This window comes from Nonomuraea sp. NPDC049625, assembly GCF_040675285.1.
Lineage (GTDB): Bacteria > Actinomycetota > Actinomycetes > Streptosporangiales > Streptosporangiaceae > Nonomuraea > Nonomuraea angiospora_A.
Genome location: NZ_JBFAOQ010000007.1, coordinates 264,639 through 278,967, shown reverse-complemented (window position 1 = coordinate 278,967; position 14,329 = coordinate 264,639). Strand labels below are relative to the sequence as shown.

The window sequence follows — 14,329 nt, the reverse complement described above, 5'->3', positions numbered from 1 at the left end:
TCATGAGACGATACGGTCCGTCTCGTGATGACAAGGTATACAGGCACCTCGCTTCTACGTCAAGACGGACCGTCTCGTCTCGCATGGGCGGCATGCGGCTGCCCGCACCGCCACCGGGTTCGCCAGGTCAGGCGCCGGGCACCGGGCGTGCGCGGGGCCGGCGCATCAGCAGCACCGCGACCAGCAGGAACAGGAGCCCCACCCCGGCGGCCGCGCCGCCCACGACGACGTAGGTCATGTCGATCGGCGGGTTGGTGGTCGGCGCGGCGACCGGCCCGCCGCCGAGGTACTCCTTCCCCTTGTACGGGGCCGCTTCGATCTTCTCGTCCTTGGCGGCGCCCGCCGCCCGCACCGCCGCCGCCGCGTCGATCAGCCCGAAGCCGAGGAACACGTTGTAGCCGGACGGCGGCTTCCTGGCGGTCCGCACCAGGATGTCGCGTACCTGCCGGGGCGTCAGATCGGGATTGCGGGACAGCATCAGCGCCGCGGTGCCCGCCGCGAGCGCGCAGGCCGGGGAGGTGCCGTCCCCCGCCCGGTAGCCGCCGCGGTTGTCGGCGGCGTAGATGTCCACGCCGGGTGCGGTGATCGTGTTGTACGTGTGCACCTGGGAGAAGTCCGCCCGCGCGCCGCCCGGCCCCATCGCCGCCACCGCGATCACTCCCGGGTAGGCGGCCGGGTAGGAGACGACGTTGTTCGCGTCGACCTCCAGCGGGTCGGTGGATCCGCCGTTGCCCGCGCTGGCCAGCAGGATGGCCCCCTTGCCGAGGGCGTAGTCGACGGCCGCGGCCGTGGTCTCGTCGTAACCGCTGCCGAGGCCCCACTCGTCGGTGCCGAGGGACATGGAGATCACGCGGGCGCCCTTGTCGACGGCGTACCGGATGCCCTTGGCCAGCGCGGTGGCCGCCTTGATGCTCTCCTTGTCGGCGGCGGTGCCGCCGGACTTGGCGGCGGACTCCGCGCGCTTGCGCGCCGGGTCCTCCCGGTCCCAGATCACCCGTACCGAGAGCACGCGGGCCTGCGGGGCGACCCGCAGCACGCTGGAGGCCATGGCGGTGCCGTGCGCGCCCCAGTACGACTGCCCGGGCTTCGCGCCGCCGCCGATGAAGTCGGGGCCGTTCGTCACCCGTCCGCGGAACTCCGGATGGCTCTTCACGACCCCGGTGTCCAGGACCGCGACGGTGATCCCCTTGCCCTGTCCGAGCCGCTGCGCGGCCGGCACCTTCATGATCTGCTGTTCCCAGCCCCGCGGCGCCTCGGCCACGGCCGGCGCGGCGGTGGCCGCGACCAGTCCGGCGACCATGACGGCCGCGCAGGTCAGCCTGCGAATCATGCCCCCACCTTCCGGGCCTCCGCGTACAGCCGGGTGGCCAGGCTCTCCGCGAGCCCTTGCGCGGTGTACGCCCACGCCTCACGGTCCTCCCGCTGCGGGTACTCCCTCCTGCCCCACGGTTCGGGCAGGCGTCCGGGCCTGCGGCCGTCCGCCGGCCCCGCGGTGACCGCCACGAACATGGGCACGTCCCCAACGGTCCTTCCTCCGTTCCCGGTGCGCGCGGAGTCCTTCCACTGGGTGCCTGGCGCGGCGAGCGCGCGTACCGCGTGGTCCGGCTTCCGCTGCGCCTCACGCACGATGCCCTCCAGGTCGACGCGGGGCAGCGACTCGCGGAAGGCGACCAGGGCCACGGTGGCGGCCGTCCCTCCGGTGTCGTCCACGTACGTGGCGCGCACGGCCGCGACGCAGCCCCGCTCAGTGGCGACCCGGGCCAGCTCACCGGAGAGCGCCGCCCGGCAGGAGGTGTCGGACGAGATCGCGGCCCTGGTCCAGCCGCGCTCGTCGTTCGGGGAGGAGTAGCCCTTGTCGGGGTGCTCCCGGCCGAGCCGCGGCGGCAACAGCTTCTCGACGGGCACGTTGCGCCACAGCTCCTTGGAGTACGCCGAGTTGTGGATGACCTGCCGGCTGTTGGAGTAGGCGTGCGCGATGAGCGCGCCACCGCCGAGCACGGCCAGCAGACCGAAACCCGCGACGACCAGCCCGACGAGGACCCGCCAGGCGCTGCGCCGGGGCCGCACCGGCCCGGTCGGCGGTGACGGCTGCTGGTAGGGGCCGGGTGGGTACGGCTGGGGAGGCCCGGGGGGCGGCTGAGGGGGATGGAACCCCGGCCCGGAACTGGACGGGGGGTACATCAATGTCTCTCCTGTCGTGCGAGCGGGCCGATCAAGGTTCCGTTTAAGCCCCTCTGATCGATTTGCGCGTTCTGACCCTATCGGTGCTCGGCGGATCACCTCCCCGGACTTCCTTGACCTCAAGTGCGATTCAGCTTCTAGCGTCGTCGGCGACGGACGAAAGGAGTTCGACTGTGACGACACTTGTCACGGGTGCCACCGGGAACACCGGCCGCCACGTGGTGACGGAGCTGCTCCGCCGCGGAGAGCCCGTTCGGGCGCTGACCCGCGATCCGGTCGCGGCGGCCGGGAAGTTGCCGGCCGGGGTGGAGCTGGTGGCCGGCACGCACCACGAACCGGCGACGTTGGACACCGCCCTCGACGGCGCCGGCCGATTGCACATCACGGTGACGACGGGACTCGCCGAGGTCGGCCCCGGGTTGGTCCGGCGGGCGGTCGCCGCAGGTGTCCGGCGTATCACCGTGGTGTGGGGCGGCTGGGTGGGACCCGTCGAGCAGGCCGTGACCGACTCGGGCGTGGAATGGACGCGTCTGGAGCCGCAGGAGTTCATGTCCAACACGTTGACCTGGGCCGGATCGATCCGGGCCGAGGGGGTCGTCCGAGAGCCGTACGACTTTCCCAGTGCGCTGGTCCACGAGGCCGACATCGGGGCCGTGGCGGCCGTCGCGCTGCTCGACGACGGCCATGCGGGACGCGCGTACAACCTCACCGGTCCCGAGGCGCTGACCCCGCGCGAGCGGATCTCTCTCCTGTCCCGGGCCGTCCACAGCGACATCGCCTTCATGCCCATCACCCATGAACAGGCCGTCGACAGGCTGATGGCCACCGGCGTCTCCCGTGCGGACGCCGAGTATGTCATCGACTGGTACGCCACCCCCAGCGATTCCGCCACGACCGTGGACGACACCGTTGAACGGGTGATCGGCCGTCCGGCGCGTACGTTCGCGCAGTGGGTGGCAGAGCACGCCGAACGTTTCAAGATCAGCCGTTAGGTCGCCCACCGGGATCGGCGGGGTCTCGCCGTGCGGCTCGGCTTCAGGCGAAGAATCGCGTCAGGTGCTTGACGACGATCTCGGGCTGCTCCTCGGGGATGTAGTGGCCGCTGTCCGGCACCGGCACCACCTCGACGTCGGTGCCCTTGTCCGGCAGCACCGCCTGAAGGAGCAGGTGACCCCCCTCTCCGCCGCCCAGGCCCAGCAGCGGAACGGTCACCTTGCCATAGGTCTTCTCGTCGGCGATGTCCTGCCCGAACGCCCGGTACCAGGCATTGCCCGCCCGGATCGCGTCCGGCGTGGAGTAGGCGCGGGCGTAGATGTCGCGGTCTCGGTCGCCGATGGAGGCGGGATCCTCGACCAGGTAGTCGCACATCCAGTCGATCAGCTCGCGGGACCGGCCGGCGAGCAGGCGTTCCGGCAGGCCGGGCACCTGGTTGAAGGCGAACCACCACAGGAAGCGGCCCGGCCCGGCGTGGATGTCGCCGTCGACCTGCTGGCGTCCGGGCCGAGGGAGCAACGAGAAGGTGTAGAAGCGCTCGTCAGGGTGGGCGATGTCCAGCAGAGCGATGCGTCGGACGTGAGCGGGATGGTTCGCGGCGAAGGCGTAGGCGACCATGCCGCCGATGTCGTGGCCGGCGATGTCCACCCGGTCGTGGCCCAGCCGACGCACGAGTCCGAGGATATCAGCGGCCATCGTCTTCTTGTCGTAGCCGGAGGCGGGCTTGTCCGAGCCGCCCATGCCGCGCAGATCGACGGCGATCACCTGGTGGCGTTCGGCGAGCGGCGGCATGATCTTGTGGAACTCCCACCAGGTCTGCGGCCATCCGCCCAGCAGCACCAAGGGCCTGCCCCGCCCGCCCGTCACGTAGTGCAGGCGAGTCCCGTCGACGTCGGCGTGACTGCTGACGAACCCGCCCGGCAACGACCGTGCCAGCTCGGCGTCGGACAGTGCTTTCGGCATGTGATCCTCCCAATGTACGGGAGTACCGTACATTAGCCGACTACGGCGGTACCGTACGATCGGACCATGGCTGCTCTTCTGCATCCGACGACCGAGCAGTTGCAGTTGGAGGACGTACTCGCCGCGCTCGGGCACCCGGTCCGGATGAAGATCGTGCGCGCTCTCGCCTCCGGCGAGGAGACATACTGCGGGGCGATCGAGACCGGAGCGCCGAAATCCACCCTCACGCATCACTGGCGGGTCCTGCGGGAGAGCGGCGTGATCCGCCTGCGCCACTCGGGACGCAGAAACTACCTCACCCTGCGCAGAGACGATCTCGAGGAACGCTTTCCCGGGCTCCTCGCCGTCGTGTTCCGGTGAGCACGGCGTCGGCCACGCATTTGCCCTGACACTGACGTCAAGGATGTAGCGTGCCCGCGGACTCTGACCTCGAGGATGACGATGAAATTCGCGATCAGCTACTCCGCGGCCGACGGGCTCGACCCCGACAGGCTCGTAACGTATGCCCGCCATGCCGAGGATTGCGGCTTTGAGGGGCTGTACCTGCCCGAGCACGTCGTGCTGTATCCCGGCGCCGCGGTCGGCCCCTTCGAGCTCCCGCCGTCCCTGCCCTTCCCCGATCCGCTCGACTGCCTGGCCTTCGTCGCGGCGGCAACCCGTCGCATCCTGCTCGGCACCGCCGTGCTGCTGCTGCCGTACCACCACCCCGTGGTCCTGGCCAAGCGGCTGGCGACCATCGACGTGCTGTCCAAGGGACGGATGCGGCTGCTCACCGTGGGGCTGGGCACGCTGCCCAGCGAGGCCAGGGCGATGGGAGTCGACTTCGGCACCCGCGGACGCCGTACCGACGAGGCCATCGACGTGCTGCGGCTGCTGTGGGAAGGCGACGAGAAGGGCGTCAGCTTCGACGGCGAGTTCTTCGGCTTCGACGACGTGACCAGCTACCCGAAGCCGTACTCGGGCACCCACCTGCCGATCCACGTCGGCGGATCGAGCCGGGCGGCCGCGCGGCGCGCCGGTCGGCGCGGCGACGGCTACTTCCCCGGCGGCGCCCTCACCCCGGAGGAACGCGCGATCCAGTGGGAGCTGGCCCGGGCCGCCGCCGTGGAGGCCGGCCGTGACCCCGGCGCGCTGGAGCACACCCGATGGGGCTCGATCGACATGTCCGCCGAACGGGTCGAGACCTTCGCCGCGCAAGGCGTGACCCGCCTCGTGGTCGGCCCCACCTCGGCGGATCCGGAACAGCAGCGCGATGAGATGTCCGCGTTCGCCGAGCGGTTCGCCCTCCTCAGCGCCGGCTGACCCCCGAAACGGCACCGGTCGCGCGCAGGTTGGTGATGATGGCGGTGGACTTGCCGGCGAGGGCGCCGGCAACGTACCGGTCGATGACCGGGAGCCGGGCCAGTTTGAGTGCGGCTCGCCGGAGGTGCAGCTGCCGGGTGGTGGCGGGGATGAACCAGCGTGTCCCGTCGCGGGCCACCTGCTGCTTGTCGGTGACCACCGGTCGCAGTGCCCGCTCGTAACGTTCCAGCGCGCTGTCAAGGGTGTCGGCACGGAACAGGTGCTCGGCCAGGACGTACGCGCCGGTGATGCCCAACGAGGCGCCCTGGCCCGCGAGGAGGGACACCGCGTGGGCGGCGTCGCCGATGAGCACCACGCGGCCCCGTCTCCAGGTCGGCATGTCGATCTGGGCTACCTGGTCGTAGTAGACCTGCTCCGGCGGTGGACAGGCGGCCAGAGCGCGTGGCGCGACCCAGCCGAGGGCGCCGTATTCGTGGCGGATCGCCGCACGTGGATCGACCGGCAGCGTGGGGTCGGGGGTGCGATGCACGGCGAAGACCGCCACGCGCCGGTCTCGCAGCCCGTAAAGGCCCATCTGCCGGTTGACGGTGTCGGTCAGGCAGAACTGCCGGGCCACCTGGGCGTGGATGCCGGCGTCGTCGAACGAGTACGCGGCGGTGTGGAATCCCAGGTATCGCAGGAATTGCCGTTCGGGCCCGAAGACGTGGTCGCGGACGGTGGAGTGGATGCCGTCGGCCCCTACCAGGAGATCGGCCTCGATGGTGCTGTCGTCGGTGAGGGTGACGGTGACGCCGTCGGCGCGGTTGTCGATGCGGGTGAGGGTGGTGGCGTGGCGCACATCGACGCGGTCGGAGAGGTGTTCGCGCAGAGCACGTTCGAGGTCGGGGCGCATGATGCTGGTCAGCCGGCCGTTCACGATCTTGGCGAACTGGGCGAACCGCACGCCGGAGCGCCGGCGGCCGTGGTGATCCCGGTAGGTCATCTCATCGATCCGGTAGCCCAGCTCCCGGATGCGCGGCAGCACGCCCATGGCCTCGGCGGCGTCGTAGCCGGGGCCGAAAAAGTCGATCATGTAACCCTGGGTACGAGGGCCGGGCGCCTTTTCCAGAACCACGACCTCGGCCCCGAAGCTGTCGAGGCGCTGGGCGAGGGCCAGTCCGGCGATTCCGGCTCCACAGATGACCACTTTCACGACATTTCACCATTCCTTACTCGGCGGGCGTGATGAGCCGCTCCAGGACGGTTGTCAGCTCCGTGGCGTCCGGTACCGGGCCGAGCGCGCGGTGCAGCATGATGCCGTCGAACGCGGCGGCCAGCACCGCGGCGGTCGCCTCGGGCGCGGCCACCCCCTGCTCGGCCAGCCGACCGGCCAGCAGCCGCCGGAACTCGTCGACGACCGCACCCACTGAGCGGCGCAGGCTCTCGTCCCGGCCGGCGGCCAGGTACGTCTCGGCGAACAGCAGCGAGGTCGGATCCCGGCCGTCGTAGTCCTTCAGGGAAGCCACCATCAGCTTCAGCGCTTCGCCGGGCGTGTGCGCCTGCTCCAGGCCCGCGCCGATCTGCTCGATCAGCGCGCGCATCACGCCGAGCGCGGCCTCGGCCAGCAGAGCCTGGACGGAGGCGAAGTGATAGTGCACCACACCGGGGGCCACTCCGGCCCGGTCGGCCAGCATCCGCGTACTGACCGCCGACCAGCCTCGCTCGGCGATCAACTCGGCCGCCACCCCCAGCAGGCGCCGACGCGCCTCCCGCCCCCGTTCCGCCGCCGTCGCACTCACTCGTCCACACCCCTGGTCAATCGCCCTGGACGATCGCCCTGGACGTATGTCCAAAACGTAGCACGCGATCTACTCCGGCAAAAGCCTCTTGTGGAGCGGATGGGGCGTGATCGCGCGATCAGTTGCCCACGCCGAGGCCGGACATGAACACGGACGGGTACCGGTCGCCGCGCGCCGAGCCCGGCGGCACCGCCTTCTCGATTTCGGCGAGGTCGTCCGCGGTGAGGTTCAGGTCCGTCGCGGGCAGCGCCTCGGCCAGCCGCTCGCGGGTGCGGGCGCCGACCAGCGGCACGATGTCGTCGCCCTGCGCGGCCACCCAGGCGATGGCCAGCTGGGCGACGGTGCGGCCCTTCGCCTCGGCTACCCGGCGCAGAGCGTCCACGAGGGCGAGGTTGTGCTCCACGTTCCCGCTGGAGAAGCGTGGGCTGAAGCCGCGGCTGTCACCGGAGCCGGCGGTGTGGCCTGCGGTCCAGTGCCCGGAGATGAGGCCGCGGCCGAGCACGCCGTACGCGGTCAGGCCGATGCCGAGCTCCCGCAGCGTGGGCAGGACGTCCGCCTCCACCGCGCGGGAGATCAGCGAGTACTCGATCTGCAGGTCCGCGATCGGGTGGACGGCGTGGGCCCGGCGGATCGTCGCCGCGTTGACCTCCGAGAGGCCGATGTGCCGTACGTACCCGGCCTCGACCAGCTCCTTGATCGCGCCCACCGTCTCCTCGATCGGGACCGCCGGGTCCAGCCGGGCGGGACGGTAGATGTCGATGTGGTCGGTGCCGAGCCGGGCCAGCGAGTAGCCCAGGAAGTTCTTCACCGCCTCGGGACGGCCGTCATGCCCGCCGAACTCGTGGCCCGGCCCCCGCAGCATGCCGAACTTGACGCTCAGCCGGTAGCTGTCGCGATCCCGGCCGCGCAGCGCCTCGGCGAGCAGCAACTCGTTGTGGCCCATGGCGTAGAAGTCGCCGGTGTCGATGAGCGTGACGCCGGCCTCCAGCGCGGCGTGCACGGTGGCGATGCTCTCCGCGCGGTCGGCCGTGCCGTACGCGCCCGACATGCCCATCGCGCCCAGGCCCAGCGCGGAAACGGCCGGTCCGGTGCGGCCCAGGGTTCGTCTCTGCATCACGTTCTCCCTCGTTCTCGATGTCGTCCCCAACCATGCGCCCGAACCGGGACGGGCGGGAGCGGAGCGTTCATCGTGGGAGCGCCGCTCCCTGGCTCGGCTCGCAGGCCGCGAGGCAGTATGAAGCCATGCAACGTGACCAGCTCGCCGACTTCCTGCGCCGCCGCCGCGAGGGGATCCGGCCGGCCGAGGTGGGCCTCGCCGACGGCCCCCGCCGCCGCACCACCGGCCTGCGCCGGGAAGAGGTGGCGCTGCTCGCCGGCATGTCGGTGGACTATGTCGTACGCCTCGAGCAGGGCCGCAGCAGCCAGCCCTCGACCCAGATGCTCGGCGCGCTGGCCCGGGCGTTGCGCCTGTCCGACGACGAGCGCGACCACCTGTTCCACCTGGCCGGCCACCGGCCGCAGCCCGCCGACGGGGTGGCCCGCCTGGCCCGCGCCGGCCTGATCCGCATGCTCGACCTGCTCGGCGACACCCCCGCCCTCGTGCTGTCCGACCTGGGCGAGATCCTCGCCCAGAACCGCGCGGCCGTCCTGCTGACGGGCGACCACACCGGCTTCTCCGGCGACCGGCGCTACATCGTCTACCGCTGGTTCACCGACCCCGCCACGCGCGCCGTCTGCCCGCCCGAGGAGCAGGAGCATCGGGCCCGTCAGTTCGTGGCCGACCTGCGCGCGGCGGCCGGCCGCCGCTCCGGCGACCCCGTGGTCGCCGGGCTCGTCGACCGGCTGCAGGCCGCGAGCGCCGACTTCCGCCGGCTATGGGCCGAGCACGAGGTGGCCGTACGGCGCGGCGACCGCAAAACCCTGCTGCACCCGCGGGTGGGCCGCCTGGTGATGGACTGCGAGACCCTGGTCACCCCCGATCAGGGTCAGGAACTGCTGGTGCTCACCCCGGCGGACGCCGAATCCCGCGAGCGGCTGGAGCTGCTGCTGGTGCTCGGCATCGAGGAGTTCCCCACGGGCACGCACGTACGGTGAAAACCGCTTCCTCCCTGCCTCAATCGGACAGAAGGGCCCGGCGCCGTACTCGCCGCGTGACGGCCAGTCCTCCCGCCAGGCCACTCACCGCGCAGACCAGCACTAGGCCGCCCACGCCGACGGCCCGGTACGGGTCACCCCCGCCACCGCATCGGAGGTCGCCACGGCGAACAGGAACGTGCACGCCAGCGCCACGGTCAACATCACCGGCGACGCCACCGCCATCGCCCGGCGCGGCTGGGCGACCAGCGAGGACCTGGCCGGCATCCCGGCGCCCGGATCGAGCCGGGCCGCCAGGGCTCCGAGCAGCCATCCCATCCCCCGCACCGCGACGGGGCCCAGCGCGGACGCGCCCACGCAGAGCGCCATCGTCGCCCCCAGCGCGGTCGGCGGCGCGTTCTTCGACGTGACCTGCGGCACGAGCCACAGCAGCACGCCGCCGCTGGGCATGCCCGCGCGGGCGTCGCCGTTCCGGAGTGCCAATTTCCCGCTGGGCGAAGAATTGTCGGTTGCTGATGGCAGCCTGAGCCGATGCCCTCAACGATCTCAGGCTTCGACGAACACACGGTCCGGGTGGACGGCCTTGATCTCCATGTGGCTTCAGGAGGAGAGGGACCGCCGCTGCTGTTGCTTCACGGCTTCCCACAGACCCATCTGACCTGGCGGCATGTCGCTCCGGCGCTGGCAGACGGCTTCCGCGTCATCTGCCCCGACCTGCCCGGCTACGGGGCCAGCGCCAAGCCGGAGGGTGGCCACGAACAGTACGCCAAGCGTGTGACCGCGGCGACCATGGTGGCACTGATGCGGCAGCTCGGCCACGACCGTTTCAGCCTGGTCGGTCATGACCGTGGAGCGCTGGTCGCCTTCCGCGCCGCGTTGGATCACCCCGACGCCGTCGCTCACCTCGGCGTGATCGACGTCATCCCCACTGTCGACATGTGGGCGTCGCTGGCGGGCGTGGGTGGCGTCTTCGGTTTCCACCTGTATTTCCTCGCGCAGCTCAACAACCTGCCCGAGCGGATGATCGGCGCTGACCCCGACACGTTCTTCGGCCACTTCCTCGATGCCTGGGCCGAGCCCGGCACATTCGACGCCGACGTCCGTGAGGCATACCTGGCCGCGACGCGCAATCCGGAAACGATCCACGCCATCTGCCAGGACTACCGGGCCAGCGCCTTCGTCGATGCGGCCCATGACAGCGAGGATCGGCAGGCCGACCGGCGCGTCAAGCCTCCTACCCTGGCGATCTGGCAGGACCCCGGCGACATGGTGCTGCCGTTCGACCCCTCGGCAATCTGGCACGGCTGGGCGCCGGATGTCCGCACCCTGATGCTGCCGGGTGGGCACTTTCTACCGGAAACTCAACCCGACGCCGTCGCCGCGGCGATCAGAAGCCTGATCAGTTAGCCCCTGGCACTCCAGTGACACCTCGCGACCAGGAGTGACATCGGCGGGCCATCACGCGATCTCCACACGCGGCCGTCTCCATGCCACCTCGTCGGGCTTTGCGGGGACGACGACTTCCTCGTCGTCCCCGACCGGGCGGAAGGCGAGTCGCCCTCGGGGTGCAGGGTGTCGGACGTCCAGCGGCAACGGAACCGCCGGTACGCCGCGCCACCCCGATGCGGTCCCTTGAGACCTCCCGGCGGCCGGCGGGGACAGGCTTACGGCTCAGAGCATCCGCCGCAGGGCGGTCTCCACAGCGTCGATCAGCGCATCACCTTCGGTACCGGGGTGGCGGGCAAGGCCGAGTTCGACGTCCGGCAGAGCAGGCAACGCCGCCGCGTCGTGGCAGGCCATGGCCGGCTCGAGGTTGGCGGGCAGGAGTGCCGCGACTCCGAGCCCGGCCCGTAGCGCGGCGAGTACTCCGGCGAGACTGTTGCTCTCGAACGCCACCCGCCAGCGGCGCCCTGTGCCTTCCATCGTTTCCAGCACGGACGTTCGCCAGGCGCACGCGTTCGAGAACAGCACCACCGGCAGCGGATCGGCGTCGGTGGCGACACCTTGCCCGACCGCCCAGACCAGCGGCAGACGCACCGTCCAGCGCGGCGGCCAGGGAAGAACCGCGGCCTCGTCGAGCACGAGCTGGACACGGCCCGTGTCATAGGCCTCCCGCATCGCCGCGTTGGAGAGGCTGAGGACCTCCAGTGTCGCGTCGGGGTGCAGCCGTGCGAGGTCGGCGAGTGCCTGAGGAAGGCGGGAAGCGGCGAGATCTTCGAGGAGTCCCACCCCGCAATGCCCGGTGAGCGTACGTCCCGTTTCGGCGAGTGCCTGTGCCGACAGCGCGAGAATGCGCTCGGCGTAGGGCAGCAGTTCCTCACCCGCCCGGGTCAGCGAGACGCCGGACGGCGCCCGGTGCAGCAGCGGGCTGCCGACATCCCTCTCGAGCTTGCGCAACTGCTGGCTGAGCGCGGGCTGGGTGCGGCCGAGCGCCGCCGCCGCACGGCTGATGCTGCCCGCTCGTACGGCGGTGACGAACGAGCGCAGCAGTGCGGTCTCCAGATCACGTGCCATAAGCGTTCATTATGTCGGTTCCAATGAATTAACGACTTCCTATGGCACAACGGGTGATCTACCGTCAAAACGGTGACCAGATTTCGCCAGGTGCTCGCGGTGCGGGGGATGACGCCGCTGCTTGGCATCTCGCTGCTCGCGCGTACCGCGATCACGGCGGACGCGATGGCGTTGACGATGTACGTCGTCGTTGCCCTCGACATGAGTTACGCGGCGGCGGGAGCCGTGGTGGCGGCGCTCACCGCCGGTGTCGCGCTGGGCGGGCCGCTGCTGGGGCGGATGACCGACCGGCGGGGCCTGCGGACCGTGCTGCTGGCCACGGTTGTGCCGCAGCTCGTGTTCTGGCTGACCGTGCCCGTGCTGCCGTACGTGATCTTGCTGGGCGCCTCATTCGCCGCCGGTCTGCTGATGGTGCCGGTCCAATCGGTTACCAGGCAGGCGATCACCGCGATGACGGCGGCAGAGCAGCGGCGGGCAGCGTTCGCGCTGGAGTCGGTGGCGGGCGAGCTGTCGTACATGGTGGGGCCGGCGGTGGTCATCCTGTGCGCGGCGACGGTGTCCCCCGGCGTGGTGGCATGGGGAGTGGGCGCCGCGATCGTCGCCGGCGGGGCAGGGATCGCCCTGCTCAACCCGCCGCTGCGGGCCGAGGACGAGGTGGACGGCGAGGCAGCGGGCCGGCCCCGGCGCCGGGAGTGGCTGGGAGCGCGCATGGTCGCTGTTCTGACGATGGGGTTCGGCGTCGCGATGCTGCTCAGCGGCGTCGACCTGGCCATCGTCGCCACTCTTCGAGAAGCCGGCCAGGTCTCGTGGGCGGCCGTGGTCATCGCCGTGCTCGGGGTGTCGTCCGTCGTGGGCGGTCTGGTGTACGGAGCGCTGCCCCGGCCGATGCCCACCTGGCTGCTGCTCAGCCTGCTCGGGCTGGTGACGATTCCGGCCGGACTCGCCCATGACTGGCCTTGGCTGTGCGTGGCCGTCATCGGTGCCGGGCTGCTCACCGCACCGACCCTTTCCACGGTCTCCGACGCGGTGAGCCGGCTGACGCCGGCCGGTGTACGAGGTGAGGCGACCGGCCTGCAGTCCTCGGCGGCGAGCGCGGGGTTCGCGCTCGGCTCCCCGGTCGTGGGAGTGGCGATCGACGCGTCCGTGCCGGCGGGCGGCTTCGCGGCGGCCGGTCTGGCCGGCCTGCTCGCCGCGCTGACGGGATACCTGCTCTCGCGCCGGTCACCCGCCGCCGCGCCGTCTCCGTCGTCCTCATCGCAGGCACTCGAGCCCTGCGACGCCGTCGCGCCGACCCGAATTCGGCGTTTCGTCGGCTCCTCACCGACGCCCGGTGAGGGCTGCGGACTGCAGGGCCGGTGACCCTGCCGTCCTGCCCAGCCGGCGTTATGCGTCGTTGCCGGATGTGGCGAGCAGCTGGAACTGGTCCCACTGAACCCGGGGCCGGGCTAGGCCGCGCCGCTCCAGGTAGCGGAGCGTGGAGCGGCGGGCGTTGCGCAGGGTGGGGAACGCGTCGCTGATGCGGCCGGATCCGGCCGGCTCGATCACTTTCCGCGGGACCATCGTCCATTGGTCGCCGTCGGCGTGAAGTTCGCCGCGGATCAGCGCGTTGTGCATGGCGTTGAGCCGTTCGTCGTGCCGGTGCACGAGCAGGCTGGCCGTGCCCGGCACGATGCCATCGGCGGCGTCCGTCGCGATGGTGAAGGCGTCGGCGGTGGCCCTTGGCCGCGTGCGCACCAGCAGCGGTGCCCCGGAGTCGTCCCGGGCGCCGAGGACCGCGCTCGGGAAGCGGGCGATCAGGTCAGCGCCGGGCAGGTCCGTGGTGGCTGGTGCCGCGGGCTGTTCGGCGGCGGTCAACTCGGCGAGCGGTGGCCGTACCTCGACCCGGGTGGGTGTCACGGTGATGAAGAGCCGCAGGTAGTACCAGTCCATGAACCACCGGCCGGGGGCTCGGACGTAGCTTCGGCTGTGCGGCTGCCGTTCGAAGAGCGTACGCCAGTACTCAACCGCCTCGTCCGGCCCGGTCCGGATCTCATCGGGGCAGGTCGCGGTTCCGCTGACGAAGACCTGAGGCGCATCGGCGCGGCCGCTGCCAGTGGGGTCGGAGAAGAGCAGTGCGACGCGTCCGTCCCGGCGGACGTTGAGCGCCTTCTGCGCGAAGGCCAGGCTGGTGGTGACGAGCAGCGTGCCATCTGCCCGGCGCCAGGCCGCAGTGGGCCAGGTCAGCGGGGTGCCGTCAGCCCCGAGGGTGGCGAACTCGCAGGTCCGGTAGGCATCGATGATGGCGCCGACCTCGAGGTCGATCGGTGTCGTGGTCACAGGGCTGCTCCTGAGGGAAGGCGGTGACGGCGTAAGCACATGCGCGTGATCTTCTCGTCATTCGGCAAGCGATGGTGGAAAACGGAGAAGAGCGTCGCAATCCGTGGTCTCCATCACACGGCGGACGCGGGCCGGCTGGAGCCCAGCACACGGGCTCGCCGCTCCACGGACCCGCAGGGACGACGAGC

At 71.2% G+C, this 14,329-nt stretch carries 15 protein-coding genes; 6 read left to right on the top strand and 9 right to left on the bottom strand.

The genetic code is table 11. The features are described 5' to 3' along the window. Nucleotides 1-127: 127 nt before the first annotated feature. Both AB0J87_RS30370 and AB0J87_RS30365 read right to left on the bottom strand, forming a co-directional pair. Nucleotides 128-1,330 carry a S8 family serine peptidase gene (locus tag AB0J87_RS30370; RefSeq protein ID WP_363970567.1) on the bottom strand — a complete coding sequence of 401 codons (1,203 nt, stop codon included), beginning with the start codon at nt 1,328-1,330 and terminating at the stop codon, nt 128-130. Then, entirely contained in the window at nt 1,327-2,181 is an 855-nt protein-coding gene (locus tag AB0J87_RS30365; RefSeq protein WP_363970565.1) for a hypothetical protein, read from the bottom strand. The genes AB0J87_RS30370 and AB0J87_RS30365 overlap by 4 nt, the downstream gene beginning before the upstream one ends. Nucleotides 2,182-2,354: 173 nt before the next feature. Between AB0J87_RS30365 and AB0J87_RS30360 the strand changes: the two genes are divergently transcribed. Then, a complete protein-coding gene (locus tag AB0J87_RS30360) occupies nt 2,355-3,173 on the top strand; it encodes an NmrA family NAD(P)-binding protein (protein WP_363970563.1) in 819 nt (272 codons plus the stop codon). A 43-nt stretch (nt 3,174-3,216) separates the two neighbouring features. On the opposite strand, the gene AB0J87_RS30355 is transcribed toward AB0J87_RS30360, so the two are convergent. After that, nucleotides 3,217-4,137: an alpha/beta hydrolase gene (locus AB0J87_RS30355; RefSeq protein WP_363970561.1), complete on the bottom strand. Its 921-nt coding sequence runs from the start codon at nt 4,135-4,137 to the stop codon at nt 3,217-3,219. Nucleotides 4,138-4,203: 66 nt separating this feature from the next. Between AB0J87_RS30355 and AB0J87_RS30350 the strand changes: the two genes are divergently transcribed. Further along, complete coding sequence (locus tag AB0J87_RS30350; protein WP_350725932.1) at nt 4,204-4,497, top strand: helix-turn-helix domain-containing protein; 294 nt, start codon at nt 4,204-4,206, stop codon at nt 4,495-4,497. Between the two features lie 81 nt (nt 4,498-4,578). Next, nucleotides 4,579-5,439 carry an LLM class F420-dependent oxidoreductase gene (locus AB0J87_RS30345; RefSeq protein ID WP_363970559.1) on the top strand — a complete coding sequence of 287 codons (861 nt, stop codon included), beginning with the start codon at nt 4,579-4,581 and terminating at the stop codon, nt 5,437-5,439. Here AB0J87_RS30345 and AB0J87_RS30340 read toward each other — a convergent pair. The 3 genes from AB0J87_RS30340 to AB0J87_RS30330 all read right to left on the bottom strand — a co-directional run bounded on the left by AB0J87_RS30340 (nt 5,426) and on the right by AB0J87_RS30330 (nt 8,331). Then, nucleotides 5,426-6,631 carry an FAD-dependent monooxygenase gene (locus tag AB0J87_RS30340; protein WP_363970557.1) on the bottom strand — a complete coding sequence of 402 codons (1,206 nt, stop codon included), beginning with the start codon at nt 6,629-6,631 and terminating at the stop codon, nt 5,426-5,428. The genes AB0J87_RS30345 and AB0J87_RS30340 overlap by 14 nt on opposite strands. 16 nt (nt 6,632-6,647) lie before the next feature. Then, nucleotides 6,648-7,217 (bottom strand): TetR/AcrR family transcriptional regulator, encoded by a 570-nt coding sequence (locus AB0J87_RS30335; RefSeq protein ID WP_363970555.1) that lies wholly within the window; start codon nt 7,215-7,217, stop codon nt 6,648-6,650. A 118-nt stretch (nt 7,218-7,335) separates the two neighbouring features. Further along, the gene (locus AB0J87_RS30330; RefSeq protein WP_363970553.1) at nt 7,336-8,331 is read right to left on the bottom strand and encodes an aldo/keto reductase; all 996 of its coding nucleotides are present in this window, start codon (nt 8,329-8,331) and stop codon (nt 7,336-7,338) included. 128 nt (nt 8,332-8,459) lie between these two features. On the opposite strand from AB0J87_RS30330, the gene AB0J87_RS30325 reads away from it, so the two are divergent. Beyond that, on the top strand, nt 8,460-9,311 hold the full coding sequence (locus tag AB0J87_RS30325; RefSeq protein ID WP_363970551.1) for a helix-turn-helix transcriptional regulator: 852 nt from the start codon (nt 8,460-8,462) through the stop codon (nt 9,309-9,311). Between the two features lie 102 nt (nt 9,312-9,413). Here AB0J87_RS30325 and AB0J87_RS30320 read toward each other — a convergent pair whose 3' ends face one another. Beyond that, on the bottom strand, nt 9,414-9,794 hold the full coding sequence (locus AB0J87_RS30320; protein ID WP_363970548.1) for a hypothetical protein: 381 nt from the start codon (nt 9,792-9,794) through the stop codon (nt 9,414-9,416). Nucleotides 9,795-9,842: 48 nt separating this feature from the next. Between AB0J87_RS30320 and AB0J87_RS30315 the strand changes: the two genes are divergently transcribed. After that, nucleotides 9,843-10,718 (top strand): alpha/beta hydrolase, encoded by an 876-nt coding sequence (locus AB0J87_RS30315; RefSeq protein WP_363970546.1) that lies wholly within the window; start codon nt 9,843-9,845, stop codon nt 10,716-10,718. A 264-nt stretch (nt 10,719-10,982) separates the two neighbouring features. On the opposite strand, the gene AB0J87_RS30310 is transcribed toward AB0J87_RS30315, so the two are convergent. Continuing rightward, nucleotides 10,983-11,825: a LysR family transcriptional regulator gene (locus AB0J87_RS30310; RefSeq protein ID WP_363970544.1), complete on the bottom strand. Its 843-nt coding sequence runs from the start codon at nt 11,823-11,825 to the stop codon at nt 10,983-10,985. 72 nt (nt 11,826-11,897) lie between these two features. On the opposite strand from AB0J87_RS30310, the gene AB0J87_RS30305 reads away from it, so the two are divergent. Then, entirely contained in the window at nt 11,898-13,184 is a 1,287-nt protein-coding gene (locus tag AB0J87_RS30305; protein WP_363970542.1) for an MFS transporter, read from the top strand. A gap of 24 nt (nt 13,185-13,208) precedes the next feature. Here AB0J87_RS30305 and AB0J87_RS30300 read toward each other — a convergent pair whose 3' ends face one another. Further along, the gene (locus AB0J87_RS30300; RefSeq protein WP_363970540.1) at nt 13,209-14,141 is read right to left on the bottom strand and encodes a pyridoxamine 5'-phosphate oxidase family protein; all 933 of its coding nucleotides are present in this window, start codon (nt 14,139-14,141) and stop codon (nt 13,209-13,211) included. Nucleotides 14,142-14,329: the final 188 nt, after the last annotated feature.

Excerpts from the sequence above, each read along its gene's own strand:
- AB0J87_RS30350 (WP_350725932.1), top strand. The coding sequence starts at position 4,204 with ATGGCTGCTCTTCTGCATCCGACGACCGAGCAGTTGCAGTTGGAGGAC.
- AB0J87_RS30355 (WP_363970561.1), bottom strand. The coding sequence starts at position 4,137 with ATGCCGAAAGCACTGTCCGACGCCGAGCTGGCACGGTCGTTGCCGGGC.
- AB0J87_RS30365 (WP_363970565.1), bottom strand. The coding sequence starts at position 2,181 with ATGTACCCCCCGTCCAGTTCCGGGCCGGGGTTCCATCCCCCTCAGCCG.
- AB0J87_RS30330 (WP_363970553.1), bottom strand. The coding sequence starts at position 8,331 with ATGCAGAGACGAACCCTGGGCCGCACCGGACCGGCCGTTTCCGCGCTG.
- AB0J87_RS30325 (WP_363970551.1), top strand. The coding sequence starts at position 8,460 with ATGCAACGTGACCAGCTCGCCGACTTCCTGCGCCGCCGCCGCGAGGGG.
- AB0J87_RS30370 (WP_363970567.1), bottom strand. The coding sequence starts at position 1,330 with ATGATTCGCAGGCTGACCTGCGCGGCCGTCATGGTCGCCGGACTGGTC.
- AB0J87_RS30315 (WP_363970546.1), top strand. The coding sequence starts at position 9,843 with ATGCCCTCAACGATCTCAGGCTTCGACGAACACACGGTCCGGGTGGAC.
- AB0J87_RS30345 (WP_363970559.1), top strand. The coding sequence starts at position 4,579 with ATGAAATTCGCGATCAGCTACTCCGCGGCCGACGGGCTCGACCCCGAC.
- AB0J87_RS30310 (WP_363970544.1), bottom strand. The coding sequence starts at position 11,825 with ATGGCACGTGATCTGGAGACCGCACTGCTGCGCTCGTTCGTCACCGCC.